Here is a 25,803-nt window from a genome sequence, read left to right as displayed (position 1 = left end):
AGCCGCAGCGAGGCGGCGCGCGGCGGCAGGCGGCCCGCCCGGATCTTCCGCCGCCCGGCAGCGGGCGGACTACCGATTCACTCGAACACACGCCCGATGTCCAATCCGTCCGCTACTTCCACTCGCATGAGCGCACCCGAGCTGCGCGCGACCACGTCGCTCGCGGCGATCTTCGCGCTGCGCATGCTCGGCCTCTTCATGATCATGCCGGTGTTCTCCGTCTACGCGAAGACGATTCCCGGCGGCGGCAACGTCGTGCTCGTCGGCATCGCGCTCGGTGCATACGGCGTCACGCAATCCCTGCTTTACATTTTTTACGGCTGGGCGTCGGACAAGTTCGGACGCAAGCCGGTGATCGCCACGGGGCTGCTGATCTTCGCGCTCGGCAGCTTCGTCGCGGCGTTCGCGCACGACATCACGTGGATCATCGTCGGCCGCGTCATCCAGGGAATGGGGGCGGTATCGTCGGCGGTGCTCGCGTTCATCGCCGACCTCACGTCCGAGCACAACCGGACGAAGGCGATGGCGATGGTGGGCGGCTCGATCGGCGTGTCGTTCGCGGTCGCGATCGTCGGCGCGCCGATCGTGTTCCATTGGGTCGGGATGAGCGGGCTCTTCGCGATCGTCGGCGCGCTGTCGGTCGCCGCGATCGGCGTCGTGCTGTGGGTCGTGCCGGACGCGCCGCTGCCCGTGCACGTACCGGCGCCGTTTGCCGAAGTGCTGCACAACGTCGAGCTGCTGCGCCTGAATTTCGGCGTGCTCGCGCTGCACGCGACGCAAACCGCGCTCTTTCTCGTCGTGCCGCGGCTGCTCGTCGACGGCGGCTTGCCCGTCGCGTTGCACTGGAAGGTCTATCTGCCGGTGATGGGGCTCGCGTTCGTGACGATGGTGCCGGCCATCATCGTCGCGGAAAAACAGGGCAAGATGAAGCCCGTGCTGTTGGGCGGAATTGCAGCTATCCTAATCGGCCAGTTGTTGCTTGGCTTTGCAACACATACGATTCTGATTGTCGCGGCAATCCTGTTCGTCTACTTCCTGGGCTTCAACATTCTGGAGGCGTCGCAGCCGTCGCTCGTGTCGAAGCTCGCGCCCGGATCGCGCAAGGGCGCGGCCACGGGCGTGTACAACACGACGCAGTCCATCGGGCTCGCGCTTGGCGGCGGCCTGGGCGGCCTGCTGCTGAAGAGCGGCGGCGCGAATACGGTGTTTTTCGCGTGTTCGGCACTCGTAGCCGTGTGGCTTATAATCGCGGCCGGCATGAAACAGCCGCCGCGCAAAGCCTGACACGCGAACGCCTTTCTAAGCGCGCGGCGTGCTCCGGTCCGGCACACGCCGGCCGATGAAGCCGTGAACGGTTTTGCCGCGCTGTTTTGCATCGAATCAACTGGAGAAACACATGGCATCCGTCAACAAGGTCATTCTCGTCGGCAATCTCGGCGCCGATCCCGAAGTGCGTTATCTGCCGAGCGGCGACGCGGTAGCGAACATCCGCCTCGCGACGACCGACCGCTACAAGGACAAGGCGTCCGGCGAATTCAAGGAAATGACCGAATGGCACCGCGTGGCGTTCTTCGGTCGTCTTGCCGAGATCGTCAGCGAGTATCTGAAGAAGGGCTCGTCGGTATACATCGAAGGCCGGATCCGCACGCGCAAGTGGCAAAGCCAGGACGGCCAGGACCGTTATTCGACCGAGATCGTCGCCGACCAGATGCAGATGCTGGGCGGCCGTGGCGGTTCGGGCGGCGGCGGTGACGACGGCGGCTACGGTGGCGGTTATGGCGGCGGTCGCGGCGATGCCGAGCGCGGCGGCAACAATGGCGGCGGCCGTGCGGCGGGCGGCGCGGCTGCGCGCAGCGGCGGCGGCGGCGGCGGTGGTGCGAGCCGGCCGAGCGCGCCGGCGGGCGGCGGGTTCGACGAGATGGACGACGATATCCCGTTCTGATTTCCCGACCGGATCTCACGAAGCGGTAGCTAAAAAGCTCGCAACCCTCGCAGTTGCGGGCTTTTTTGTCGACTGCACATTTCAAGTCGCCGCGCGACGATCGGATCGGAGGCGCGCTTTCGCGCGGCGGCCAGCGCATCCGGCGGCATGGTCCCCGACAGGATGTAGGTCGGCCATTCGAGTATCAGGTCGATCATCGGGTCATCCTCGGCATCAGGTAGATGTTGAACGTAATGGAGGGCGATCGATCCATTGAGGGTCGGCGGACCGATCGATGCCGTGCGCGGTCACGCGCGGCGTTTCGAATGGACCTCGTCGGTCGCGTCAGTCTAAGGATGACCGGGAATGAAAGATCGTCGGGCGTGTGCGATGCGCCGCAATAGGCGACGGGCAATCGTGCATGAGGATGTCGCCAGAGAACGCGATGCGGGCAACGAGGCTCCGGACAAAGCGGTCGTGGAGCCATTTCGACGCAGGTGTTCACGATATCCGGTGCTGTTCGTCCGCACCGATCGTCCGCGGACGATGCAGTTGCGATCATCGCGCGATCGACTACGGCTTGCTGATGGCGCGCGCGACATCCCCGATTCGGAGACGCCGGAATCGTCGAGGCCGCGGCCCCCGTGCATGTATCGGTGGGCGTAATGTCGTCGTGCGTGTGCGGGACGGCCGCGCATTGCTTGATCGTTACGCCCCGGCGGCGTGCGAGTTGTCGTTCGCCTGGTCGAACACGCCCGCTTCGAGATCCTTCTTGAAGTGCAGGAGCCAATCGCTTGCGTCGCCGAGCGGGTATTCCTTCGTCACGTGCGTCGATCGTCGGGTGATCGTGACGAAGCCCATTTGCCCGATGTTCTCGTCGCTTTTCGGGTCGGTCGTATCCGTTTCGCGAAGCGCGAAGTCGCTGCCCGACAGGCCGCAGCTGTGCAGGGCCGCGAGATAGTCCGCGTGTTCGCTCGGTTCAATCAGTCGCATGGTCGTCCTCTCGTGCGTTCGACGTTAATGGACGGGGCGTGAGCGAGTCACGCCAACGCGATCGGCGGCTCGCGCGTGCGCGCGGAAACCGTCGATGACGGACATTCGCTGTCGTGCTTGGCGGGGCGCATTGCGCGCGACGGCCTTGGACGCGGAGAGGGCGGCTATCGGCGCAGGCCCTTCATGTTTTCCGCTTCCATCGCCGCTCGCCATTCCTCGCGCGCCTCGGTGGGGTCCATCTCGTCTTCCACCGACGACATCGCGCGCTCGGCGACCGCTTTCGCTTCGTCAGACAGGAAATCGGATTCGTTGGCGTCGTCTTCCGGGGGCTGCATCATGTCGCGAATCATCGCCTGCAACTCGGGCGTGTCCCACGGCAGACCGCGCTGCGTTCGAACCTTGATGTAATGCCTTACTTCAGCGTCCTGCTCGGGTGTCAACGGCAAGCCACGGAAGGTGCTTTCAGGGTCGGGAGGAATCATGGTTGTCTCCGCTTTCAGCGCCTTTAGTGTAGTCCTGTTGAGGGGCGGGAGGGGAGAGGGGAGGTTGACGTTCGTGGGGGTTTTGTATCGTTTTCGGTTTTTGCAGACATGTGAAGCGTATCGGGAATCTCTCGCTTCGCCTATCCGCTTGCGGCCGAAGGCCGTATCGATAGCCGATCCGTTGCAACCCTTCGACGAATCATCACGGGAACGACGGATTCCAGAGTCAAGCGGCCGCCGGATGGTGTGGAAGTCGTCGATAAGGCCGTTAGCCTTTCGCTGTCCGATGACGATCGTGGCATGCGAATCCATCCAGTGTCGCAAAGTGTCGGTACGGCGCACCGCGTCCTTGCACGACGACTGCTGCGATAACCCAACGCTGCTGGCGCTTCATGACGCGAGAACAAATGCGGTCGCGAATGGGATCGACGCGATCAGCGGTTTCGGAACCCACGATCTAGAATGGGACGTAGCGCCTGTCGTCTGGCGTGGAACCAGTCGTTTTTTCCTCTTTCTATCGACTGCACGGGCCATGAACATTCACAGCGTGCGCTTCGTTCGCCCGACACTGGGCGCACTTTGCGTTGCTTCGCTTGCGACGCTTTACGCGTGCGGCGGCGACGCCTGCTTCGGCTTCGACGGATGTTTCAACGAAAACGGCATGCAGACCATCTCCCTATCCGGCACGGCCGCCACTGGCCGGGCGCTGGCGAGTGCGATGGTCAACGTCGATTGTGCGCAGGGTTCGGGCGCTACCCTGTCGGATGGCGGCGGGCACTACAGCATCACGTTCAATGCCACGCTTCCCTGTGTCATCTCCGTGAGTTCCGGCGGCACGACGCTGCATTCGCTGGCATTTGCCGGCGGCACGTTCAATGCGACGCCCGAGACCGAGCTGATGCTGGTTTACCTCGCTTCGCAGCTGGGTACGAACACGGCCCATCTGATCGGGGATTTTCCGGGCAATTCGCGCTTCCAGCAGGTGCTGGAAAATCAGACCGACGTGCTGGCCGCGCAAGCGGCAGTCGTCACGAACCTCCAGCAGCGCTATGCGGTCACGCTGACGGCGCCGGCGTTTCTGACGACGCCGTTCGTCGTCGGACAAGCGGGCGTTGACAGCGATCTCGGCGCGCTCGCGGGAGCGGGCGCGATCGACGCAGACGGTATGCCCGATCCGGTCGCTGTGTCGTTGTTGTTGCAGGCGGGGGCGGCTCATCCGTTGTAAGCGATGTTGATGTCGGCGATGCGATTGAATGCCGGTGGTTTGGGTTTTGGAGGAGGGGGCGCGGAAATGCATCGCAGGAGCGGGCCATTCCCGCCGGGAACTCTCAAAGCTCACGCATAAGGCTGGGATCATTGGCCTGTAGGTTTTTATAATCGGATCGGGCCGGAGGCGACCCACAAGGGACGGCCGCGGCGACCGGAAGCGGCCGTTGCACGCGCCGTTCCGCGTAACGGTGCTATAAATGCGGTGACCCCGAGTTCTCCCGTTGGAATCGGATATGCTCCCGCTCTCTTCATCCCCGGGGCGCTTCAGGGAAGCCGGCCACGCCCCCGCCGCGCCTTCTCATTCGGCATCCTGACAGACGTATTTCAATCCGATGTGGGAATCGGCGAAACGAAAGCGGGATCGCTGCGCCGCTCGCACGTCGTCCTCGGCTGCGGCCGGTAAAAACAAAACCCGGCGATCCTGACCGGATCACCGGGTTTTTCGTTTGCGCGCTTCTTGTTTTGTCGATCCCGCCGCATTCGGACGGGCGTGCCTGCATTATCGCGAAACGATACCAAGGTGCTACCGAAATAGTTTTTATTCCGGACAGACGATGCGCGGTCTGCCGGGCGCCGTTTCGGATCGACGGCGCACGATTTGCCGAAGCCGATGTCCGCCGCGCGTGCCCCGCTTGCCGCCGCCGCGGCAATCCGCGGCGGCCGGTTCGCAGTCAGCCGGCCCTCGTTCGACGGTCACAGGCCGAGCGTGCCGCTCTTGCTCGTGCCTCCGATGATCGGCGCGCAGACGGTAAGCCTGTAGTCCAGCTTCTTACCGGGCACGTCGAGCGTCAGATCGACTTCGGACTTCAGCTTGTCGACCGCGCCGCCGAACTTGCCGCTCGGATGCGCGGGGTTCAGCGTGCAGCCGCCGATCAACTGCCGCGCGATGTACAGCTCGGCCGTCGCGGAAGCCGGTTTCCCGCTGACGCGAAACTCCAGCGTGACCGGACCGATCGTCACCGAATGTCCGGACGCGTTGAAAATACTCTCGTCGAGCTGGTCGGCCCGAATATGTGCGAGCAGGTCTTGGTTCATGCCCGTTCTCTGTTGTTGTCGTCAGGCGATCGATCGGAGCGGAAGCGCGGCGTTCGCCGGCTCACTCGGCGTCGAGCGTCGCCGCGGGCGCTTGCGCGGCGTCATGACAGAACAGCCCGACGCTGACGGGAATGATCCCGTTCGCGCCACGGATGAAGATCTCCTTGTGATACTGACTCTCGAACGAGCAAGTCGGCGTCCGGTACTTCTTGACGCTCGGCGACGGGCGTCCGGCGATGCCCACCACCTGGAGGAGCACCCCGCCGATGAAGCCGGGATCGTGCGCGAGGTGAATGTTGCCGACGAAGAGCGGCGCTTCGCCTTCCGCGATGATATGGAAGAAGCCCGGCACGTGCGGGCTCAAGGCCGTATACATAGCCTTTGCGCTCGCGACCGAGACGAGGACCCGGCGTGGTTGGATGATGTCCGACGAACTCATGTTGGTCTCCACGCGCCGCTTCCCGCAGCGTCATGTATCGAGAGAAGCATCGTTGCCGGCATGCGGCAGTGCCGGTGAAACGAACAGTACGGCGGCGGGGCGGCGAAATCCATTACACTCGATTACGTCGCGCGCGACGGGCGGTGTGCGGTGGATCGTGGGTCTGCGGCGCGCCTCGGTTCGCATCGACGCATGCAGCCGCGGCTCGATGCGAAATCGATTTCGCCGCCGCGTGTCGCCAAGCAATTCCGCCGGCATGCACACGTGCACACATGCACGCACGAAATCGTCCCGATTCCGATCGACGTATTCATCGACCGTGACAGTCGGCAATGAATGCGATGTCGCCGACATTCGCAATCGCGAAGCATCGGGATCGAAACACATTCAACGCGGCGCGTCGCGCATTTGTCTCTCGATAATCGCGATGCGGCGCGCTCGTTTCGAGAGACCGGCGGACTTGCGATAAAAAAACCGGCGATCCGTTGCCGGACGCCGGGTGCTTTCGTTCGCTTGTTCTTGTTCGGCGATTTTCTGGCTTTTAAAGCGCTCGTCTCCGATTGTCGTGCAAACGATTCGGAATGCGGCGTTCGCCGCCGCCGGCCGGTTCCGACCCGGCCGGCGCGCCGCGATCACGCGGCGTCGAGCGCCTGCAGGAACGCGTCGGCTTCTTCGTGCGGGATCTGCTTGACCTCGACGACCTCGGTCTTGTTGCTGCCGTGGACGACGATCGTCGGATGGAATACGCCCTGGAACGTATGTCGCACCCGGTATGGCTGCGTGCCGCTCGACAGCGGCCCCGTCCAGCCCATCACGTCCACCTTCAGTCCGCCGACGAAGTGTGGATCGCGTACCAGTTGAATGCCAGTCGTGAAGCGAGGCGCGTTGCCTTCCACCTCAACGATGAGGGCGCCGGGTACGCGCAGGCCCAGCCACACGTACGTGGCGCGCGCTTTTTCGAACGGCTCGGGTCCATAGAATCCCATGATGGTCTCCAAACGCTAGATATCCGTCACATTTTCGGAATATTGAATCTTCGCCGGCATACGGATGTGCCGGTGAAACAAAACGTAGGCGAGACGATCAACGAAATCCATTACATCCAATTACGCCTTGTCGCTGATGCGGCGCTTGCCTATGATTCAACAGAATCTGATATTCGACCGTCAATCATTCACATAAGACGCGCACGATATCCATATAGCGGTGCCACAGGTTGTCGTGCATTTTTCCGCAGGTCGACGAAATGGCGTTATTGGAAAACGGTCTTTCCGGGGAAGCCTGTCTGCTGCGCGCGCACCACGTATTGGGTCGCGATCCGCAGCGCTGCGACACGGTCATCGCCGATCCTTACGTGTCGCGCATCCATGCGAGCATCTGCTGGGCGGCGGGGCAGTGGGAACTGCACGACCACGGCCGCAACGGCACGTTCGTGTCCGGGAGATTCGTCGGCGAAGGCGAACGGGTCGTGCTGACCGACGGCGACCTGATCCAGTTCGGCAGCGCCGGCTCGGTTCGCTGGCGGGCCCGTCATCTCGGCGAGCCCGTCGACATGCTGTGGCCGCTGCGTTCGCCCGCGCAGCCGATCACGCTCGATCGCGCGCAGGCGCTACCGGGCGCGGCGATCACCGTCAGCCGCTCCGCGCAGGGCGACTGGCTCTGCGACGACACGGCGCCGCCGCGCGTGCTGCACGATGGCGATGCGGTGATCTGCGGCGATTTCGCATGGCAATTGGTGCTCGCGCATCGCAGCATGACGGCCGCGCTGCCGCGCGCCGCGCAGGATGCGACGCTGCCGCAGCGAATCGACTTCACGGTGAGCCGCGACGAGGAGCACGTGACGGCGACGCTGCACACGCGCGGCGGCGTCGTCGATCTCGGCGCGCGCGCCCATCACTACTGTCTCGTGACGCTCGCACGCGCGCGTTTCGCCGATGCTCAAGCGGGCTACGACGCCGCGTCGCAGGGCTGGATCGAGCTCGACGTGCTCGCACGCATGCTCGGTCTCGACGAATCGCACGTCAACGTACAGATCCATCGCGCCCGCACGCAATTCCTGCCGCTCCTGTCCCCCGGCTCTCCCGAGCTCGTCGAGCGCCGCCGCGGCGGCGTGCGGTTCGGCGCGCTCGCGTTCCGCGTCGTGCGCGGCGACCGGCTCGAATGCCAGTCGGTCGAGGCCGACGCTTTCGCGCCGATACCCGAACCGGCCGCGCGCGGCGCATCGACGTTCGTCTCGCCCGCCCCGCTGGGCTGAGCGGCACTTCATGTCTTCTTCCGTTCTGGCCGAACGCGCGCACGCCGGCAATCGCCACGCGTCGCGCATGCCGGCGCCGCCGCTGCCCGGCGAAGGCGATGAGCTGCAGGGCGAGCATCGCTACCGGCTCGGCGCCGTGCTCGGCGAAGGCGGCGCGGGCCGTGTGCATGAAGCGAGCCGGCTCGACACGTCGCAGCGCGTCGCCGTCAAGCTGCTGCGTGAGGATGCGCCGCGCGGCGTGCGCGAAAGCGCCCGCCTGCGCGCGCGCTTTCGCCGCGAGATGGCGCTGTGCGCGCGGCTGTCGCATCCGAACGTCGTCGCGCTGCTCGACAGCGGCGAGACGCCGGACGGCGTGCTGTTCGCGGTGTTCGAGCACGTCGCGGGCCGCACGCTGCGTGCGCTGCTCGCGGCCGACGGCGCGTTGCCCGCCGAGGCGACGGGCGCGCTGATGGCGCAGGTGCTCGACGGTCTCGCGCACGCGCACGCGAGCGGCGTCGTGCATCGCGATCTGAAGCCGCAGAACGTGATGGTGACGACGATCGACGGCGAGCCGCGCGCGAAGATCCTCGACTTCGGAATCGGCGCGCTGCTGCCGGATGCGCATGCGGCCGACGAGCTGACGCTCACCGCGACGACCGAGGTGCTCGGCTCGCCGCAGTATTGCGCGCCGGAGCAACTGCGCGGCGAGCCGCCGACCGCGAAAAGCGACTTCTACGCGTGGGGCCTGATGGTGATCGAATGCCTGACCGGGCATCCGGTGATGCAGGGCGCGAGCGTCGCGGACGTGCTGTATCAGCATCTGAGCCCTGTCGATGTCGCGCTGCCGCCTGCGATCGCCGCGCATCCGATCGGCGACGTGCTGCGCGATGCGCTGAACAAGGATCCGCGGCAGCGTGCGGAATCCGCACAGGCGCTTGCGAACCGGTTTCGCGCGATCCATTTTCCGGCGCTCGTCGGCGGCTTGCGCTACGGGCCGCGCGCGCAGGCGGAGCCGGGTGTCGCGTACAGCGAGCGCGGCGGGCAGACCGCCGTCGACGCGCCCGTCGGACGGCGGCAGGTCACTGCGCTGTGCTGTCGCGTCGCGGTCGTCGCGGACGGCGCGCAGCCGGACGACGCGGCGGCGGCCGAAGAGGCGCTCGATGCGTTCCACGCGCACTGGCTCACACGCTGCTCGGACATTGCGGTGCGCTATGGCGGCCATGTCGCGGGCGCGCTCGGCGACACGCTGCTGTTCTACTTCGGCTATCCGGAAGGGATCGATCGGCCCGCGCAGCGCGCGTGCCGCGCGGCGCTCGAAATGACGCGGCAGGCGGGGCAGGCGGCGAGCGCGCCGCAGCCGGTGGCCGACGGCGCGGGTGAGCCCGCGTGGCGCGTCGAGATCGCGGGCGCGATCCATGTCGGCACGGCGCTCGCGAATGCGCGCGGCGCGTCGGGCGGCGCGATCGCGAGCGCGGCCGTCGGCCTGCAGCGCGTCGCGCAGCCGGGCCGCATCCTGTTGAGCGACGAAGCGGCGCGCGCGCTCGAGCGTCACGTCGACGCCGCGGCGACTCCGCTCGCGTTCGCCGCGCCCGGCGCGGCGCCGCAACCGGTGCGCGAGCTGCTCGGCGAGCGCTACGAGCGCGGGCCGTTCGAGTCGCTCGAACTCGGCGACGCGGCGCCGATCGTCGGACGCGATCGCGAGCAGGCGGCGCTCGCGCGCGCGTGGCGCGACGCGGTGCGCGCAGCGGCGGGCGGCAAGCACGCGGCCGCGCGGCGCGCGACGCTCGTCGTCGGCGAGCCGGGGATCGGCAAGTCGCGGCTCGTGCACGCGCTGCGCGAGACGGTGCGTGCGCAGCACGGCGCGTGCGCCGCGTGCGTGTGCCTGCCGGAGCAAACGAACCACGCGCTGTTTCCGATCCTGCGCTTCGTGCGTGCGCACTGGCAGCTCGATGCGGGCGATCCGCAGGCGCTCGACCGGATGCTCGAAGTGTTCGACGGCGATCGCGCGTCCGCGCGCGCGACGCTCGCCGCGTGGCTCGGCCTGCCGGGCGGTGCCGACAAGCTGCGCTGGTCGGGCGCGCGGCAGCAGCAGGCGCTCTTCGACGTGCTGTGCCAGTTGCTCGGCTCGCTCGGCGGCGGCGGTCCCGTGCTCCTGATCGTCGACGACGTGCAATGGGTCGACAGCGCGACAGGCGATTTTCTCGACGCGCTCGCGCATCACCCGGCCTGCGCGGCGGTGTGCGTCGTGCTGACGTCGCGGCCGGAACAACTCGAGCGCTGGCGCGGCGGCACCGAGCGGCTCATGTTGCGCCGCCTGTCGGCCGCCGCGACGCGCAACCTGATCGTGTCGCTGATGCCCGATGCCGGCGCGGACCGCGCGGCGCTCGACTTCCTCGTGAAGCGCACGGGCGGCGTGCCGCTGTACGTCGAGGAAACGATGCGCGCGCTCGCTTTCGGCGGCATCGCGCCGGCGGCAGGCGGGCGCTTGCCGGATCTCGCCGAGGCGGGGCGCTGCCCGCTGCCTGGCAGCCTGCGCGAGACGCTCGAGCTCGCGCTCGAACACGCGGACGACGCGCTCGACACCGTGCAGCTCGCCGCGACGATCGGCCTCGAAGTCGACGCGCGGCTGCTCGCCGACGCGTCGCCGCATGCGGGCGCGGCGCTCGACGATCGTCTGAGGCGGCTGCTCGAAGGCCGCGTGCTGTACGCGCAGCACCGGATCGGCGGCGCGACGTACGTGTTCCGTCACGCGCTGCTGCGCGAGGCCGCGTATGAATCGATGCCGGCCGCGATGCGCCGCGCGAATCACCGGCGTGTCGCGCAGGCGTTGCTCGCGCGTCCCGCGGGCGGCGATCCGGCGGCGCGGTCCGCGAGCATCGCCGATCATTTCGCGCACGCGCATGCGTTCGCCGAAGCGGTGCCGCACGGCATTGCTTCGGCGCGCCGCGCGCTCGAGCGTGCGCTGCACGACGACGCGATCCGCTATGCGGGCGCCGTGCGCGGCTGGCTGCTGCATTGCGATTATCCGGGGCAGGAAGAAGATGCGGTCGCGGTCGACCTGACGCTCGCGCACGCGCAGATGGCGCGCGACGGCTGGGGCGAGCCGCGCGTGCGCGAGCACACCGACCGCGTGCTGTCGCGCGTCGGCGCGCTGCGCGACGCGAAGGCGGCGGCGAGCGCGTTGTGGACGGTCGCCGTGTATCACCACGTCGCGGGCGATCGTGCGGCGGTGCGCCGCATCGGCGCGCAGCTGTCGGATCTCGCGCGCGCGTCGGCGCTCGCGGATCTCGGCGTCGCCGCCGACACGCTGCGCGGGATGAGCCTCTGGATCGACGGCCACTACACGCTCGCGCTCGACGCGTTCGATGCGGCGCTCGCCGCGTACGACCCGCGCCGCGACGCCGACCATCGCCGCACGTTCGGCCTCGATACGCGCGCCTGGGCGCTGACCGCGCGCGCGAGCGTGCTGTGGGGCATCGACGACGACGTCGCGCATACGCTCGCGCTCGCGCACGATGCGGTCCATCTCGCGACCTGCAGCGATCATCTGCCGACGATCGGCGTGACGATGATGTATCTCGCGCGGATGCAGCAATGCGCGGGCGATCGCGACGGCGCGCGCGTGACGTCGGACGCGGTGCTGCGGCTGTCGCGCTGCTACGGGCTCAATGCGGTCGAGCGCTACGCGGCCGTCGTGCACGCGTGGTGCGGCGGCGATCGCGACGCGGCGCTCGCGAACGTCGACGCGCTGCGCGTATCGGGATGCTTGCTGGGACTCACTTATTACGCGTCGGTCGTCGCCGACATCGACGCCGCGCGCGGCGATTGGCATGCCGCCGTTGCGACGCTCGACGAGTGTCTCGCGCTCGCCGAATCGACGGACGAGCGCTACTACGTCGCTGAACTGCTGCTCAAGAAAGCGCGCTGCGTGCACGAAGCGCACGGGCGCCGCGCGGGCGACGCCGTCGAGGCGTTGTGCGTGCAGGCTGCCGCCGTCGCGAAGCAGGGCGGCATGGCTCGAATCGTGAAGAAAGCGCAGGCGGAGCTGCGCGAGTTGCAACGAGAACTCCGTTCAACCACGGGAGAAGAGCGATGATGGACCAAGGCCCTAATATGCCGTCGTACGACCAGTTTCTCGAATACCGCGCCGTGATCGTGCAGGCGATCGCGGCGGCCTGGCACGACCCGAAGTTTCGCGCGCAACTGATCGACGACCCGGTCGAAGCGCTGCACGAGTACTTCGACTATCGGTTCCCGATGAAGATGCATCTGAAGGTGCATGAGGACAGCGCGACGTGGGCGCCGCGTATAAACGGCGGCTGGACGACGAACGAGACCAACACGCTCGAGCTTGCGCTGCCGCCGGCGCCGCCGCCGGAAGAGCGGGCGGCCGCGCTCGCCGCGTACAACGCGAAGCACATCAGTCTGTTTGGACCGGACCGCAAGGAGATCTGACATGGCCGACAACAACGCAGTCCCCTCGCAGGAATCGATGCTCGAGTTTCAGGAAGTCTATCTGCGCGCGATCGCGCTGTCTTGGGAGAACGATGAGTTCAGGAAGAAGCTGCTCGCCGATCCGTACGACGCGCTCGAACGCTATCTCGACTATCGCTGTCCATGGATCCTGAATCTCAAGATCGTCGAAGCGAACCCGAAAGACGGATATGGCTGGAAGCCGCATACGCGGCGCTGGCACCTGCCGGTCAACGCGATGAGCGTCGGCATCCCGACGCGGCCTGGCGAACTCGCCGACGAGGGCATCGCGCTCGCCGCGTATAACGACGCCGGACCTGCCTATCTGTTCACCTGCTGCTGAGCCGTTCATACGGCAACGGGCGGCGCGGCCCGAAGCGTTTCGCTCGCGGGTCGCGCCGCCCATTCCGATCGCGGTATCCGATACGGGGTGACGATGCTCGAAGACTTCTCGCGCGTACTGCGTTTCAAGCCGCATCTGCTGGTGCGCGACGCCGGTCCCGGCGCGTTGTACGTGGTGGACGAATTCAGACGCTCGGTGCTGCCGGGCGACGTGTTTCCCGCACTGGCCGCGTGCATCCGCGACGGCCTGACGATCGCGCAGACATTCGCGACGCTGGCCGTGCGGTTTTCAGAATGGGAGGTGCTCGCCGCGCTCGATCATCTCGTGCGGCGCGGCTACGCGCGCGCCGACGCGCCGAGCGAGCGCGACGCCGCGATCGGCTTCTTCGAGCGTACGGGCGTCGACGGCGATGCGGCGAGCGGCATCGCATCGCGGCTCGCGGTCGCCGTCGAAGCGTTCGGCGTGGATCCGCGTGCGCAGCGCGATGCGTTCGCCGCGTGCGGGATCGACGTCGCGCCGGATGCGCCGATGACGATCGCATTGACCGACGGATACGACCGCGCCGAATTGATCGATGCCGCCGAACGCGCGGCCGCGCGAGGCGGCGCGCTCTTCGTCGTCGCCCCCGGTCGCGTGGAGCCGCTGCTCGGGCCGTTGATCGGCCCGCTCGCGGCATCGCCCGGCGCGGCCGATGCGCCGCCTTGCATCGAATGCGTGCGCTACTGGACGGCGCTCAACCGTCCGGTCGAAGCGCTGCTCGCACGCATGCACGGCAGCGACGCGGCGCGTCTGCCGCCCGTGCACAGCCGCGCGAGCGCCGCCGCCGTCGCGGCACTCGTCGCATCGTTCGTCGAGCAGCTCGCGGTGAATGCGCAGCGTCGTCGTCATGCGGGCACGCACATCGTGTCGCTGCGCATCGATACGCTCGCGACCGCCGCGCATCGCGTGGTCCGGCGGCCGCAATGCCCGCGCTGCGGAAATCCGGCGTGGATGCGCGAGCAGGCCGAGCGTCCGGTGACGCTCGCCGTGGCGGACGCGGGCGAGGGCGCGCGTCGCGAAGGCGGCTATCGGACGCTCGCCGCGGGCGAACTCTTCAAACGCTACGGACATCTGATTTCTCCGGTGAGCGGCCCGATCGCCTACCTGCATCCGATGCCGGGGCGCAACGCCGGCATGCGGCACGTGTACGTCGCGGGCTATCTGGTGTGTCCACAGAGCGCGCCGCGCGAGAACCGGTTCGACAAGCTGTGCTCGGGCAAGGGCGCGAGCGACGCGCAGGCGCGCGCGAGCGCGCTCGCCGAGGCGCTCGAACGGTTCAGCGGCGTTTATCAGGGCGACGAAGCGGCGCTGCGCGGCAGTCTCGCGGAACTGTCCGCGCAGGCGCCGCCGGGCGGCGGGCCGATCGACGTCAACGCGCTGCAGCAGTACAGCGATCGCCAGTTCGAACGGCGCGAGCGCCACAACGCGACGACCGATGATCCGCGCAAGCAGGTGCCGCGGCGCTTCACGTCGCACAGTGTGATCGACTGGACGCCCGCATGGTCGATCGCGACGGGCGTGCGGCGGCTCGTGCCGCTCGGTTATTGCTATGCTGAAGCGCCCGCAACGAGCGGGGCCGCCTATTGCGTGCCCAACCCGAACGGTTGCGCGGCGGGCGCGTGCATCGAGGAAGCGATCTTGCAAGGTTTGCTGGAGCTCGTCGAGCGTGATGCGGTCGCGATCTGGTGGTACAACGAACTTTGCCGGCCGAGCATCGACATCGCGAGCTTCGGCGATCCGTACTTCGACGCGCTGGTCGCCGAATACGCATCGCTCGGCTGGCGTCTGTGGGCGCTCGACATCACGCACGACCTGCGCATTCCCGTCTTCGTCGCGCTCGCGCGCGAAGCCGCGACGGGGCGCTTCTCGATCGGCTTCGGCTGCCATCTCGACAGCCGGATCGCGCTGCAGCGCGCGCTCACCGAAGTGAACCAGCTGCTCGACGTCGGCGCGTCGGCGCCGCCGCCATGGGACGTCGACAAGCTGTCGAGCGACGCGTTCCTCCATCCCGACGCCGCGCTGCCGCCGACGCGCGCATCGGCGCGCGCGACGAGCGCCGCCGCCGATCTGAAGGGCGACATCGAGCGATGCGTCGCACGGCTGTCGGCGGCGGGAATCGATACGCTCGTCGTCGACAAGACGCGGCCCGACATCGGCCTGCCGGTCGTGCAGGTGATCGCGCCTGGCCTTTGCCACTTCTGGCCGCGCTTCGGCGCGCAGCGGCTGTATTCGGTGCCTGTCCTCGAAGGCTGGCGCGAGCAGCCGCGCGACGAAGACGCACTCAATCGCGCGCTGCTGTTTCTGTAGCGGCGAGTCCGGCGGCATCGGCCGCCGGAATCAGGAGCGCCGCGCCCGGTTCGCGTGCGCGGCGCGTTCGCATCGATTCCATTCGACAAGGAGCGCACGACATGACTCACGCGCCGAACCAGCCGTTCGCCCGCCCGTCGCGGTTTGCCGAAGCGGAGTGGCAAGCGCGCGTTCAATTGGCGGCCGCGTATCGGATCGTCGATCATCTCGGCTGGAGCGAGCTGATCTACAACCACATTTCGCTGCGCGTGCCGGGCGAAGACGCACACTTCCTGATCAATCCGTTCGGGCTGCATTATCGCGAGGTCTGCGCGTCGAATCTCGTGAAGATCGATCTCGACGGCAATCCGATCGGCCATGCGGACTGGCCGATCAATCCGGCCGGCTTCACGTTTCATGCGGCGATTCATGCGGCGCTGCCCGGCGCGCATTGCGTGATGCACGTGCACACGACGCCGACGATGGCCGTCTGCGCGTCGCGGCACGGACTGTCGTTCTCGAACTTCTACGCGGCGCAACTGCACGGCAAGGTCGCTTATCACGATTTCGAAGGCATCACCGTGCGGCTCGACGAAGGCAAGCGGATCGTCGACAGCGCGGCGGGGCGTCCGGTGCTGCTGCTGCGCAATCACGGGCCGGTTACGATCGGCGGCACGCTCGCACACGCGTTCTCGCTGATGTGGCTGCTCAATCGCGCATGCGAAGTGCAGGTCGCGACACACGCGGTCGGCGCGCCGCTCGAGATCGGCACGCCGATCCTCGAAGCGTGCGCGCGCGATTCGCTGAACCTCGATCCGCGCTACGGCGCGGGACAGGATGCGTTCGACGCGCTGCAGCGGATCGTCGATCGGATCGATCCGAATTACCGCGGCTGAATGCGGCGGCAGCGGATTGTTTCGATCAAAATCGTTCACCGGATCGACTTCAAATATAGAGAATCAATTGAACCGGAACGTCGGCATTCGGAAGTGAAATTTAATGGTTTATGTTTTAATTTTCGATTTCATTCGATGATTTTCGTATGCGAGTGCGGCAGGAACGTTCCGATTCGTTTTCATCGGATGCATAGTGGAACCGCGCGCCAGGCGTGACGGATACGAAAAAATGGATCGCCGTGCGAAGCGCCGGTTAATTCGAAATGAATTACGTCATCCAGCCCACACACTCGTGCCTTGATGTCGTGGATGATCGCATCAAATTGAATGGGCGAAAATTGAAATCGATTTGGCATCCGAATTTCAGATTGATCGATTAATAGAACGCGCCCTCGAAATGATCGCGGCTTGCCGCTTTCGGTGATGCATCGATGGCTTCCGTTCCGAGTCGACTGTCCGGCGGTCCGGGCGCATGGCGCGTTCGGTGCGCGCGCTCGGCCATTGCGGCCGCGCTGACGGCGGTGTTGCTCGGTATGGCGCTGCTGTCGGTCGAGCTTCGCGAAATCGCGCGCGGCCATGCGTATTTTGCGGTACCGGCGAGCATCGGCGCGCGCGTGCTTCGCTGCATGGACGTCGCGGGTCGTGTCGGAGCGGCATCGTTGCCGAGCGCGGCGTCGATGGGCGCGGCGGCTGACTTAGATGCGATCCAGCGTGTGTTCGGCAGAATCGGCACGCGCGAAACGCGCGCACGCGGTGCGACGTGCATGGCGAACGCGACGGCGTCGGACGAACTGCTTGCGTGGCGGTCCGGGCGTGCGCTTGCGTGCAAGGTCGCGCTGTCCGCGTGGGCCGATGCGCTCGATCGCGGCGTGGGCGTCGACGTCGCGCCGCGCGCCGTTTCGAATTCGATGCCTCGGCAGTCCGATGCGGGCGCCGCGGCGGTCCCCCACATGCAATCGTATTCGGACATGATCCATTCGACGCTTCGCGAACCGGCCGCCATCGTGCTCGCACTCGGCCTGCTCGGCATGATCGTGCTCGCACTGCTGCCTGTCTTTCGGATCAGGCGGCTCGCGCTTCGCCTCGGCGAAGCGGAAGGCGCGCTCGCGATGAGCGAAGCGCGCACTCGCGCGGCGCTCGTCGCCGTCGGCGACGGCGTGATCTTCACCGGCCGGGCGGGGCGCGTCGAATGCCTGAATCCCGCCGCGGAGCGACTGATCGGCCTGCTCGCCGACGATTGCCGAGGGCGGCCGCTCATCACGACGTTGAGGCTGTCGCGCGCGAATGGCGACGCGGCCGATCCGCCCGATTCACCCGAATCGCCCGATGCGTCGCTCGGCGATCTCGAGGACGGCGGAAGCTGCGACGTGATGCTGCATCGCACGGACGGCGGCGAGATCGCCGTGCGTGCGACGGCGTCGTCGATCGCGCCGACGTCCGAGCGCACGCGCGGCAGCGGCCGCGTGCTCGTGCTGAAGAGCCTCGCGACCGAGCATGAGTTCGTGCGTCGTCTCGCGTGGCAGACGACGCATGATCCGCTCACCGGCCTGCCGAATCGCACCGAATTCGAACGTCACGTCGATTTCGCGCTTGCGGGAGGCGCGCGTGGACCGGTCGCGCTGCTGTTCGTCGATCTCGATCGCTTCCGGATCGTCAACGACACGTGCGGCTATGGAGCGGGCGACGCGATGCTCGCCGCGCTCGCCGCGCGCCTCGTCGCGTGCGCGGCGTCGGGCGACGTCGTCGCCCGGCTCGGCGGCGACGAATTCTGCGTGCTGCTCGACGCGTGCGACGAAGCGGCGGCCGTTTGCGCGGCGGAGCGGCTGCGCGCGAGCGTCGACGGCTTCGTGTTCGTCTGGGACGGCCAGCCGTTCTCGGTGACGGCGAGCGTCGGCGTCGCGCTGCTCGGTACGCCCGAACGCGCGCGGCGCGTCGAGGATGCGGTGCGCCTCGCGGGCATTGCGTGCGACGTCGCGAAAGCGCGCGGACGCAACCGCGTGCAGCTTGCCGATCCGCTCGATCGCGAGCTCGCGCATCACATCAGCGACGTATCGTGGTGCGCGCGCGTGAGGCAGGCGCTCGAATACGACGATTTCTGCCTGTATGTGCAGCCGATCATCGATACGGCGACGCACGGCGTGACAGGCTTGCCGCATGCAAGCCGCGGCGAGCTGCTGTTGCGGATGGGAACGCTCGGCGCGCGCGAAGGCATTGCGCCGCCCGGCCTGTTCATTCGCGCGGCCGAGCGCTACGGGCTCGTGACCGACATCGACCGCTGGGTCGTGCGCACCGTGCTCGACGCGCTCGCGCGCACGCCGTACCGGCGTTTCACCGAATACGCGATCAATCTGTCCGGGATGTCGATCGGCGATGAACGCTTTCTCGGCTACGTGCTCGGCCAGTTCGCGCGGACGGGCGTCGCGCCCGCGCTGATCTGCTTCGAGATCACCGAGACGGCCGCGATCGCGAACCTGGCCGGCGCGCTGCGCTTCATGCACGAACTGAAAGCGCTCGGCTGCCGATTCGCGCTCGACGATTTCGGTGCGGGGATGGCGTCGTTCAGTTATCTGAAGCAACTGCCGGTCGAGTATCTGAAGATCGATGGCAGCTTCGTGACGGACATCGCGAACGATGATGCGGCGAGCCTCGGCATCGTCGCGTCGATCAACGACATCGGTCACGCGATGAACTGCAAGACGATCGCCGAGTACGTCGACAGCGCGGCGACGCTGCAAAAGCTCACCGCGCTCGGCGTCGACTATGCGCAGGGCTATTACATCGGCCGGCCCGTTCCGTGGAGCGAGGCGATGTGTTCGTAGGGGCCGTCATTGCGACCGGCGATGCGCGTTCGCAAGCCCGCCGTTCGCGTGAACGGACCTGGGCGCCGCGTGCGCCGCAGACGAGCGTCGTCCGTCAGCCGTCCGCGGCGGGCCGCGGCGCCGGGCGCGCGAAGATCGACACGCGGCGCCGGTACAGCACGTACGCGAGCGTCGCGGCGACCGTGGTCTCGGCGATCAGCACCGCGGCGGCCGCGCCCTGCTCGGCGAAGAACTTCGCGAGGATCGGCAGCAGCGCGACGTTCAGCACGCCGGAGGAAATCAGCACGCGGCTGAACGCGGTCTTCATGCCGAGCGGCAGCATCGTTTGTACACCGAACAGATCGGTCATGCCGGCCATGAACGGAATGAACGCCATGCAGCGCAGCACGCCGACGGTCGGCTCGTAGGTCGGGCCGTACAGGATATGCACGGCAAGCGGCGCGAGCGCGAAGATCGTCAGCGAAATCGCGAGCACCATCGCGCCCTGCACGACGAGCAGCTTGCGCAGGAACGACATCGCGTCTTCGCGCGCGTGATGCATCAGGTAGCTGACGTGCGGATACGCGGCCGCCTTCAGCGGCTGCAGCAGGCTGATCGCCGAGCGGATCAGCTTGTCGCCGGCGGCGAAGTAGCCCGCCGCGACGTTGCCCGACACGAAGCCGAGCAGCACGGTGTTCGTCGACGCATAGAACGCGACCGACGTCGACGCGAGAAACACCTGCCAGCCGCCCTTGAGCGACGCGGCGACGTCGACGGCGCCGATGCGCACGAATTCGACTTCGCGCTGCACGATCAGATAGCCGAACACGAGCACGCCGCAGACGAGCGGCACGGCGGCGTTGATCGCGACCGCATCGATCAGGTCGGCAGGCGATCGTACGAGCAGATACATCGCGGGCACGCTGAGCGCGCGGCACACGAACAGCGTGATGCTGTAGATGCGCAGCTTCTGGATGCCCTGAAAATACCAGCCGGGCGTGAGCGCGGCGCCGACCGTCATCCCGAAGCCGATGACGAGCAGCGTGCGATCGAGCGCGAAGCGGTCGATCGTGAACGTGAGCCCGAGCAGAATCGCGAAGCCGGCCACCGTGATCGCGGCCTGCGCGGCGAAGGTCGCCCAGAAGATCTTCGAACGCGCGGCGAGATCGTCGCGCGCGAGCGCGACGCGCGGCGTCGCGGTCAGATCGAAGCTGTAGTTCGTGAAATTGATGAAATACGTGATGACGGCGAGCACGAGCGACAACTGTCCGTATGCTTCCGGCCCGAGCACGCGCGTGAGGAGCGGCAGCGTGACGAGCGGCACGACATAGGTCGAGATCTGCAGCGTCATCAGCAGCAGGAAGTTCTTGCGGACGGTCGTCATGCGTGGCCTTCGCGTCGCACGGGCGACATCTTGGCGCGTGCGCGCGTGGCGCACGCGCCGGAGTGAACCGGATCAATCAATCGCATTGTGGCGCGAGTTCCCGGATTTCGTCGGCGCTCAGTTGCAGCAACGCGGTCAGACGCTCGGCGTAATGCCGGCGCGTGTAGAACAACCAGTCGTAGCGGCGCGGCGGATCGCGCAGATGCGCGCGCAGCGCGTCGAGCGCGTGCGCGAGGCTCGTCTCGTTGCGCGTGTAGCGGATCTTGTTGCCGATCTCGTCGCCGAAGCTCGACAGGCTGCCGACGTCGTGGACGAGCACCGGCAGCCCGATCATCGCCGCCTCGACGATCACGAGCGGCGCGTTCTCCGCCCACACCGACGGCAGCACGAGCGCATCGTGCTCGCGCAGCGCGACGAAGAGCTGCGCGTGATCGAGGCGGCCGGCAAAGCGCAGCTGCCCCGCGGCGATCAGGTCCGCGTACTTGCGTTCGAGCGCCGCGCGCTGGCCGCCGTCGCCGTAAACGGTCACGCTCGCGATGCGATCGAAGCGCGACGCGCGCGCGAGATCGAGGAATTCGTCGAGCCCCTTTTCGGGATCGATGCGGCCGACGAACGCGAGGTCGAGCTTTTCGCGATTCACGCATTTCGGTTCGCGCGGCATGAGCGCGGTGCTGACCGGATTGTGCAGCAGCGCGGTGCGCGTGATGCCGCGCTGCGCGAGCGCGTCGCGCATGTACGGGCTCGGGCAGAGCAGCAGGTCGAATACGCCGGCCGGCTGGACGAACGTATCGATCGCATGCCAATGCAGCTTCTTGATCGCGTCGTGCAGCGCGCCGCGCGGGCTCGCGCGTTCGAAGAGCCGCGTGCCGCGCGCGAGCGCGTCGAGCGGCAGCGGCGTCGCGCGTCCGCCCGGATAGGTCAACAGGTTCGGGTTGTAGAAGACGAGGTGATAGTCGTGGCACGTGAGGTACACGCGACAGCCGGCGCGCCGCTTGTAGCGCGCGATCACCGGCACGACGGAAGGCGACAGCAGATTGTGGTAGTTGTGCACGAGCACGCGCTGCGGCGCCTCGCGTCCGAGGACGGCCGCGAGCGCGCGCGCGGCGGGTGCGTTCCATGCGCGCGCCGCGCCGTTCGATGCGCCGCCGAACGCGCTTTCGTCGAACGTCGCGACTTCGACGCCCGGCTGCGCACGCAACACGTCGACCGATGTCCGGTAGACCTCTTCGGCGCCGCCCTTGCGGGCGAAATCGTTGATGACGAGTACTTTCATGCGAAACGACGCGGGCGGTCCGCCCGCGTTTGTCAGTGCTCGCCGAGCGCGCGGGCGGGCTCGGCGGATGGCTCGAGCTCGGCTGCGGCCGGCTTCGCCGCTTCGGGTATGGATTGCGCGCTCGCGCGGCCATAGCGGTCGTCGAATCGGACAATGTCGTCTTCGCCGAGATAATCGCCCGATTGAACCTCGATGATCTCGAGCGGAATCTTGCCCGGATTCTCCAGGCGGTGAACCGCGCCGACCGCGATGTACGTCGATTCGTTCTCGCTCAGCAGGAACGTTTCGTCGCCGCGCGTGACCTTCGCGGTGCCGCGCACGACGATCCAGTGCTCGGCGCGGTGATAGTGCATCTGCAGCGACAGCTGCTTGCCCGGATCGACGACGATCCGCTTCACCTGGAAGCGCTCGCCGCGATCGATCGAATCATAGGAGCCCCATGGGCGCTGCACCTTGCGATGATCGCGCACCTGCTCGTGCTGCCCGGACTTCAGGCGCGCGACGACGGTCTTCACGTCCTGCACGCGATGCTTGTTCGCGACGAGCACGGCGTCGGGCGTCTCGACGACGACCACGTCCTTCAGCCCGACGCATGCGACGAGCCGGCCCTCGGAGCGCGCGAAGCTGTCCACGGTGCCTTCGAACAGCACGTCGCCGCGCGCGACGTTGCCCGCTTCGTCCTTCGGCAGCAGTTCCCAGATCGCGTCCCACGAGCCGACGTCGGACCAGCCGGCCGCGAGCGGGACGATCACGCCCGGAATGTCGAGCTCGCGCGCGCCCGTCAACCGCTCCATCACCGCGTAGTCGATCGAGTCGGACGGACAGGCGGCGAACTCCGCCGCGTCCGCCTTGAAGAACGAACCTTCGGTCGTGCCGTTGCGCCATGCGGCTTCGCATGCCGCATGCATGTCCGGATGCAGCGCGCGGATCGCAGCGAGCCACGTCGACGCGCGCACGACGAAGATGCCGCTGTTCCACCAGTAGTCGCCGGATTGCAGGTATTGCTGCGCGAGCTCCTGATGCGGCTTCTCGACGAAGCTGTCGATCGCGTGGCCGCCTTCGACACCCTGCGAATCCGCGAGCGGCGCGCCTACCTTGATGTAGCCGTAGCCCGTCTCCGCGCGGCGCGGCAGCACGCCGAGCGTGACGATCGCGCCGTCCTGCGCGTAGCGCGCGGCTTGCGCGATCGTGTCCTGGAACGCGCGCGTGTCGGACACAGCATGATCGGCGGGCATCGCCGCGAGCACCGGATCGCCGTGATGCGCGAGCGCTTCGAGCGCGGCGAGCGTGAGCGCGGGCGCCGTGTTGCGTGCGGCCGGCTCGAGCAGGATGCGCGCCTTGAGGCCGCGTGCGCTCACTTGCGCGGCGCTCGTGAAGCGATGCTGCTCGCCGCAGACGAGCAGCAGCGTGTCGGCGAGCTCGGCGTTCGCGATGCCCGTGAGGCGGCGCGCGGTCGCGGACAGCGGCGACTCGTCGGCGATCAGATCGATCAGTTGTTTCGGATGATGCTCGCGCGACAGCGGCCAGAGGCGCGTGCCGGAGCCGCCCGCGAGAATCACGGGCAGGATGCGCGGCAGCGCTTGGCGCGGCGCGGCGGAAGTCGGGTTCATGGCGTGATCGGTCATCGGTTCATCCCGGAATCGGCCGGAAGTCGGGTGGCGAACGCATAGCGCTCGCCGTCGGCGGTGGATTCGGCATCGGCCTTGCGCTTCGCGCGCGGCGCCGATGTCGCGACGGCGCTCGCGGTCGTCGCGGCGCCGACGAGATCGAGCAGGTTGCGCACGGCCTTCGACGGGCTGCTCGCCGCGCGCAGCATGCCGACGTACGGCGCGCCATGCTCGAGATACGGTCCGTCGACCTTGCGGAAACCGAAGCGGTTGTAGAAGTCTTCGCGATGCGCGGGCGCCTGAACGCGCACCGGCGCGTCCGGCCAGCGCGCGTGCGCGGCGGCCAGCACGTGTTCGATCAGCGCGTCTATCGTCCCGTCTTCGCGATGCGCGGCGCTCGTCAGGATCTTGTCGATCGTCGTTTCGGGATCGATGTCGTCACCCGGCATAAGACGCGCATACGCGGCGATCGACGGCCGTTCGCCGCGCTTGTCGGTTGCGAACACGTGGATCGCGAATTCGTCCTTGCCGTCGATGTCGAGATACGTGTGCGCATCCTCGACGACCAGGACCGCGTTGCGTGCGCGAAGGATCATGTAAAGCTCGTTCGAATTCAGATGCCTGAATTCGCAGCATGTCCAGTCCATGATGGAGAGTCCTCGTTTCTGGGCCGCGTGCCGCGTCGTGCGGCGCGGGGTTTTGTGCGCCGCGACATGAGATGTTCCCGATGCGGCCTATGGTCGCCAAGATACGGGCGGACCTCGTGCCGTTCTGTTCGAAAGCGTACCGTGCTCGTGACGAGCGGGACGCGTCGTGCTGCATGCCGGTGTGCGCAGCGCACGCGAGTCGCTGCGCCGATCCTTGCGTACTGTGCGCTTCCGCACATAGGGCGTCCGCGCTTGTTCGGATAATGGCCGTCATGCGATGACGACGCGACACCGTGCCCGCCGCGCCGTTCGCTGACGACGCACCCTGCGTTCGATTCGACGCGCCAATGCGCACATCAAAAGGACTTCCCGCTTGAAGGTAGCAATCGTTCACGACTGGCTGGTGGTGCATGGCGGCGCGGAGCGTGTGCTCGCGCAGATGATCGACTGCTTTCCGCAAGCCGACATCTACAGCCTCGTCGATTTTCTCGACGACCGCTCGTGCCTGCGTGGCCGGCCGGTGCACACGTCGTTCGTCCAGAAGCTGCCGTTCGCGCGCAGCAAATACCGCAGCTACCTGCCGCTGTTTCCGCTCGCGATCGAGCAATTCGACCTGTCCGGCTACGACTTGATCCTGTCGAGCTCGTATGCGGTCGCGAAGGGCGTGTTGAACGGGCCGGATCAGTTGCACGCGAGCTACGTGCATTCGCCCATCCGCTATGCATGGGATCTGCAGCACCAGTACCTGAACGAAGCAGGACTCGCGCGCGGCTTGAAGTCGGCGCTCGCGCGCTCGCTGCTGCATTACATCCGCAATTGGGATGCACGCTCGGCGAACGGCGTCGATCTGCTCGCGGCGAATTCGCGCTTCGTCGCGCGCCGCATTCGTAAGACGTATCGACGCGACGCGACGGTCATCTATCCGCCCGTCGACGTCGATCATCTCGCGCTGCGCGACGCGAAGGACGACTTCTATCTGACCGCGTCGCGCCTCGTGCCGTACAAGCGGATCGATCTGATCGTCGAAGCGTTTTCGCACATGCCGTCGCGCCGGCTCGTCGTGATCGGCGACGGGCCGGAGGCCGGCAAGATCCGCGCGCTCGCGGGCCCGAACGTCATGCTGCTGGGCTACCAGCCGTTCGACGTGCTGCACGATCATCTGCAGCGCGCGAAGGCGTTCGTGTTCGCGGCGGAAGAGGATTTCGGCATTTCGCCCGTCGAAGCGCAGGCGTGCGGGACGCCCGTGATCGCGTATGGCAAGGGCGGCGTCTGCGAATCGGTGCGCGCGACGGGCACGGCGCCGACAGGTCTTTTCTATGCGAAGCAGACGTGCGACGCGCTGATCGATACGATCGACCGGTTCGAGGCGATGCCGGCGGGCGCGTTCGATCCGCACGCTTGTCGCGCGAATGCGGAGCGTTTCAGCGCCGCGCGGTTCCGCTCGGCATTCTCGCGTTTCGTGCTCGAAGGCTATGCGGTCTTGCAAGCGGAATTGGGCGAGTCGTCGGGCGCCGCGCCGGCGCCGGGCGCGTCGATCGTTTCCACGACGCAAGCCGAGCCGCTTGCATCGCTGTTCCCGGCGGGCACCGCGCCCGTCGAATGCGATGCGACGACGTCGCTGCACGACGCCTCCCGGAACGAAACGCTCGCGCGCACTTGAGCGCGGACGCTTCTTCTATCTGACG

General features: G+C 67.1%; 22 protein-coding genes and 1 pseudogene. 11 read left to right on the top strand and 12 right to left on the bottom strand.

Annotation, left to right across the window (positions count from 1 at the left end; all coding sequences use genetic code 11):
- Window positions 1-96 precede the first annotated feature (96 nt).
- Both WS70_RS16070 and WS70_RS16065 read left to right on the top strand, forming a co-directional pair.
- The gene (locus WS70_RS16070) at window positions 97-1,284 is read left to right on the top strand and encodes an MFS transporter (RefSeq protein ID WP_059471761.1); all 1,188 of its coding nucleotides are present in this window, start codon (window positions 97-99) and stop codon (window positions 1,282-1,284) included.
- A gap of 112 nt (window positions 1,285-1,396) precedes the next feature.
- Window positions 1,397-1,942 (top strand): single-stranded DNA-binding protein, encoded by a 546-nt coding sequence (locus tag WS70_RS16065; RefSeq protein WP_059596763.1) that lies wholly within the window; start codon window positions 1,397-1,399, stop codon window positions 1,940-1,942.
- 29 nt (window positions 1,943-1,971) lie between these two features.
- Here the strand turns inward: WS70_RS16065 and WS70_RS31610 are convergent, their stop codons facing one another.
- The 3 genes from WS70_RS31610 to WS70_RS16055 all read right to left on the bottom strand — a co-directional run bounded on the left by WS70_RS31610 (window position 1,972) and on the right by WS70_RS16055 (window position 3,396).
- Entirely contained in the window at window positions 1,972-2,139 is a 168-nt protein-coding gene (locus tag WS70_RS31610; protein WP_156438185.1) for a hypothetical protein, read from the bottom strand.
- A gap of 490 nt (window positions 2,140-2,629) precedes the next feature.
- On the bottom strand, window positions 2,630-2,914 hold the full coding sequence (locus WS70_RS16060) for a hypothetical protein (protein WP_059596762.1): 285 nt from the start codon (window positions 2,912-2,914) through the stop codon (window positions 2,630-2,632).
- A 164-nt stretch (window positions 2,915-3,078) separates the two neighbouring features.
- A complete protein-coding gene (locus WS70_RS16055; protein WP_059471758.1) occupies window positions 3,079-3,396 on the bottom strand; it encodes a hypothetical protein in 318 nt (105 codons plus the stop codon).
- A gap of 532 nt (window positions 3,397-3,928) precedes the next feature.
- Here WS70_RS16055 and WS70_RS16050 point away from each other — a divergent pair.
- Window positions 3,929-4,621 (top strand): hypothetical protein, encoded by a 693-nt coding sequence (locus tag WS70_RS16050; RefSeq protein WP_059596761.1) that lies wholly within the window; start codon window positions 3,929-3,931, stop codon window positions 4,619-4,621.
- 737 nt (window positions 4,622-5,358) lie between these two features.
- Here the strand turns inward: WS70_RS16050 and WS70_RS16045 are convergent.
- The 4 genes from WS70_RS16045 to WS70_RS16025 all read right to left on the bottom strand — a co-directional run bounded on the left by WS70_RS16045 (window position 5,359) and on the right by WS70_RS16025 (window position 7,125).
- Complete coding sequence (locus WS70_RS16045; protein WP_059471756.1) at window positions 5,359-5,700, bottom strand: hypothetical protein; 342 nt, start codon at window positions 5,698-5,700, stop codon at window positions 5,359-5,361.
- 61 nt (window positions 5,701-5,761) lie between these two features.
- Window positions 5,762-6,139 carry a hypothetical protein gene (locus tag WS70_RS16040; protein ID WP_059596862.1) on the bottom strand — a complete coding sequence of 126 codons (378 nt, stop codon included), beginning with the start codon at window positions 6,137-6,139 and terminating at the stop codon, window positions 5,762-5,764.
- A gap of 30 nt (window positions 6,140-6,169) precedes the next feature.
- Window positions 6,170-6,493 (bottom strand): hypothetical protein, encoded by a 324-nt coding sequence (locus tag WS70_RS31605; RefSeq protein WP_156438183.1) that lies wholly within the window; start codon window positions 6,491-6,493, stop codon window positions 6,170-6,172.
- 278 nt (window positions 6,494-6,771) lie between these two features.
- Complete coding sequence (locus WS70_RS16025; protein ID WP_010101657.1) at window positions 6,772-7,125, bottom strand: hypothetical protein; 354 nt, start codon at window positions 7,123-7,125, stop codon at window positions 6,772-6,774.
- A gap of 269 nt (window positions 7,126-7,394) precedes the next feature.
- On the opposite strand from WS70_RS16025, the gene WS70_RS16020 reads away from it, so the two are divergent.
- The 7 genes from WS70_RS16020 to WS70_RS15985 all read left to right on the top strand — a co-directional run bounded on the left by WS70_RS16020 (window position 7,395) and on the right by WS70_RS15985 (window position 19,228).
- Window positions 7,395-8,393: an FHA domain-containing protein gene (locus WS70_RS16020; protein WP_162498981.1), complete on the top strand. Its 999-nt coding sequence runs from the start codon at window positions 7,395-7,397 to the stop codon at window positions 8,391-8,393.
- A gap of 10 nt (window positions 8,394-8,403) precedes the next feature.
- Window positions 8,404-12,468, top strand: a complete 4,065-nt coding sequence (locus WS70_RS16015; protein WP_059596760.1) for a TOMM system kinase/cyclase fusion protein — start codon at window positions 8,404-8,406, stop codon at window positions 12,466-12,468.
- Window positions 12,465-12,827: a BMA_0021/BMA_0022 family TOMM bacteriocin gene (locus tag WS70_RS16010; RefSeq protein WP_059471753.1), complete on the top strand. Its 363-nt coding sequence runs from the start codon at window positions 12,465-12,467 to the stop codon at window positions 12,825-12,827. The genes WS70_RS16015 and WS70_RS16010 overlap by 4 nt, the downstream gene beginning before the upstream one ends.
- A gap of 1 nt (window position 12,828) precedes the next feature.
- Entirely contained in the window at window positions 12,829-13,188 is a 360-nt protein-coding gene (locus tag WS70_RS16005; RefSeq protein ID WP_059471752.1) for a BMA_0021/BMA_0022 family TOMM bacteriocin, read from the top strand.
- Window positions 13,189-13,281: 93 nt separating this feature from the next.
- Window positions 13,282-15,534: a TOMM precursor leader peptide-binding protein gene (locus WS70_RS16000; protein WP_059596759.1), complete on the top strand. Its 2,253-nt coding sequence runs from the start codon at window positions 13,282-13,284 to the stop codon at window positions 15,532-15,534.
- Window positions 15,535-15,635: 101 nt separating this feature from the next.
- Window positions 15,636-16,409 carry a class II aldolase/adducin family protein gene (locus WS70_RS15995; RefSeq protein ID WP_059471750.1) on the top strand — a complete coding sequence of 258 codons (774 nt, stop codon included), beginning with the start codon at window positions 15,636-15,638 and terminating at the stop codon, window positions 16,407-16,409.
- Between the two features lie 533 nt (window positions 16,410-16,942).
- Window positions 16,943-19,228, top strand: a complete 2,286-nt coding sequence (locus WS70_RS15985; protein WP_226382850.1) for a putative bifunctional diguanylate cyclase/phosphodiesterase — start codon at window positions 16,943-16,945, stop codon at window positions 19,226-19,228.
- A 94-nt stretch (window positions 19,229-19,322) separates the two neighbouring features.
- Here the strand turns inward: WS70_RS15985 and WS70_RS15980 are convergent, their stop codons facing one another.
- The 5 genes and pseudogenes from WS70_RS15980 to WS70_RS32950 all read right to left on the bottom strand — a co-directional run bounded on the left by WS70_RS15980 (window position 19,323) and on the right by WS70_RS32950 (window position 24,473).
- Window positions 19,323-20,591, bottom strand: a complete 1,269-nt coding sequence (locus tag WS70_RS15980) for a flippase (RefSeq protein WP_059471749.1) — start codon at window positions 20,589-20,591, stop codon at window positions 19,323-19,325.
- A 76-nt stretch (window positions 20,592-20,667) separates the two neighbouring features.
- Window positions 20,668-21,864, bottom strand: coding sequence for a glycosyltransferase family 4 protein (locus tag WS70_RS15975; protein WP_059596758.1), 1,197 nt, complete (start codon window positions 21,862-21,864; stop codon window positions 20,668-20,670).
- 32 nt (window positions 21,865-21,896) lie between these two features.
- On the bottom strand, window positions 21,897-23,489 hold the full coding sequence (locus WS70_RS15970; protein ID WP_082722182.1) for a mannose-1-phosphate guanylyltransferase/mannose-6-phosphate isomerase: 1,593 nt from the start codon (window positions 23,487-23,489) through the stop codon (window positions 21,897-21,899).
- Window positions 23,486-24,118, bottom strand: coding sequence for a GNAT family N-acetyltransferase (locus WS70_RS15965; protein WP_059471747.1), 633 nt, complete (start codon window positions 24,116-24,118; stop codon window positions 23,486-23,488). The genes WS70_RS15970 and WS70_RS15965 overlap by 4 nt, the downstream gene beginning before the upstream one ends.
- Window positions 24,085-24,473: pseudogene (locus tag WS70_RS32950) on the bottom strand (hypothetical protein). The gene WS70_RS15965 and the pseudogene WS70_RS32950 overlap by 34 nt, the downstream one beginning before the upstream one ends.
- Before the next feature lie 18 nt (window positions 24,474-24,491).
- Here WS70_RS32950 and WS70_RS15955 point away from each other — a divergent pair.
- Window positions 24,492-25,778, top strand: a complete 1,287-nt coding sequence (locus WS70_RS15955) for a glycosyltransferase family 4 protein (protein WP_059596757.1) — start codon at window positions 24,492-24,494, stop codon at window positions 25,776-25,778.
- Window positions 25,779-25,803: the final 25 nt, after the last annotated feature.

This window comes from Burkholderia mayonis (assembly GCF_001523745.2).
GTDB classification, from domain to species: Bacteria; Pseudomonadota; Gammaproteobacteria; order Burkholderiales; family Burkholderiaceae; genus Burkholderia; species Burkholderia mayonis.
The sequence above is the reverse complement of the archived record's forward strand: the minus strand, read 5'-3'. Positions and strand labels throughout refer to the sequence as shown.

What these genes read in the sequence shown, in the direction of transcription:
- WS70_RS15970 (WP_082722182.1), bottom strand. Translation starts at nt 23,489, where the DNA reads ATGACCGATCACGCCATGAACCCGACTTCCGCCGCGCCGCGCCAAGCG.
- WS70_RS16060 (WP_059596762.1), bottom strand. Translation starts at nt 2,914, where the DNA reads ATGCGACTGATTGAACCGAGCGAACACGCGGACTATCTCGCGGCCCTG.
- WS70_RS15975 (WP_059596758.1), bottom strand. Translation starts at nt 21,864, where the DNA reads ATGAAAGTACTCGTCATCAACGATTTCGCCCGCAAGGGCGGCGCCGAA.
- WS70_RS15980 (WP_059471749.1), bottom strand. Translation starts at nt 20,591, where the DNA reads ATGACGACCGTCCGCAAGAACTTCCTGCTGCTGATGACGCTGCAGATC.
- WS70_RS15965 (WP_059471747.1), bottom strand. Translation starts at nt 24,118, where the DNA reads ATGGACTGGACATGCTGCGAATTCAGGCATCTGAATTCGAACGAGCTT.
- WS70_RS16055 (WP_059471758.1), bottom strand. Translation starts at nt 3,396, where the DNA reads ATGATTCCTCCCGACCCTGAAAGCACCTTCCGTGGCTTGCCGTTGACA.
- WS70_RS16070 (WP_059471761.1), top strand. Translation starts at nt 97, where the DNA reads ATGTCCAATCCGTCCGCTACTTCCACTCGCATGAGCGCACCCGAGCTG.
- WS70_RS16015 (WP_059596760.1), top strand. Translation starts at nt 8,404, where the DNA reads ATGTCTTCTTCCGTTCTGGCCGAACGCGCGCACGCCGGCAATCGCCAC.
- WS70_RS15995 (WP_059471750.1), top strand. Translation starts at nt 15,636, where the DNA reads ATGACTCACGCGCCGAACCAGCCGTTCGCCCGCCCGTCGCGGTTTGCC.
- WS70_RS16040 (WP_059596862.1), bottom strand. Translation starts at nt 6,139, where the DNA reads ATGAGTTCGTCGGACATCATCCAACCACGCCGGGTCCTCGTCTCGGTC.
- WS70_RS31605 (WP_156438183.1), bottom strand. Translation starts at nt 6,493, where the DNA reads ATGTCGGCGACATCGCATTCATTGCCGACTGTCACGGTCGATGAATAC.
- WS70_RS16010 (WP_059471753.1), top strand. Translation starts at nt 12,465, where the DNA reads ATGATGGACCAAGGCCCTAATATGCCGTCGTACGACCAGTTTCTCGAA.
- WS70_RS16005 (WP_059471752.1), top strand. Translation starts at nt 12,829, where the DNA reads ATGGCCGACAACAACGCAGTCCCCTCGCAGGAATCGATGCTCGAGTTT.
- WS70_RS16065 (WP_059596763.1), top strand. Translation starts at nt 1,397, where the DNA reads ATGGCATCCGTCAACAAGGTCATTCTCGTCGGCAATCTCGGCGCCGAT.
- WS70_RS16050 (WP_059596761.1), top strand. Translation starts at nt 3,929, where the DNA reads ATGAACATTCACAGCGTGCGCTTCGTTCGCCCGACACTGGGCGCACTT.
- WS70_RS31610 (WP_156438185.1), bottom strand. Translation starts at nt 2,139, where the DNA reads ATGATCGACCTGATACTCGAATGGCCGACCTACATCCTGTCGGGGACC.
- WS70_RS15985 (WP_226382850.1), top strand. Translation starts at nt 16,943, where the DNA reads ATGGCGCTGCTGTCGGTCGAGCTTCGCGAAATCGCGCGCGGCCATGCG.
- WS70_RS16025 (WP_010101657.1), bottom strand. Translation starts at nt 7,125, where the DNA reads ATGGGATTCTATGGACCCGAGCCGTTCGAAAAAGCGCGCGCCACGTAC.
- WS70_RS16000 (WP_059596759.1), top strand. Translation starts at nt 13,282, where the DNA reads ATGCTCGAAGACTTCTCGCGCGTACTGCGTTTCAAGCCGCATCTGCTG.
- WS70_RS16045 (WP_059471756.1), bottom strand. Translation starts at nt 5,700, where the DNA reads ATGAACCAAGACCTGCTCGCACATATTCGGGCCGACCAGCTCGACGAG.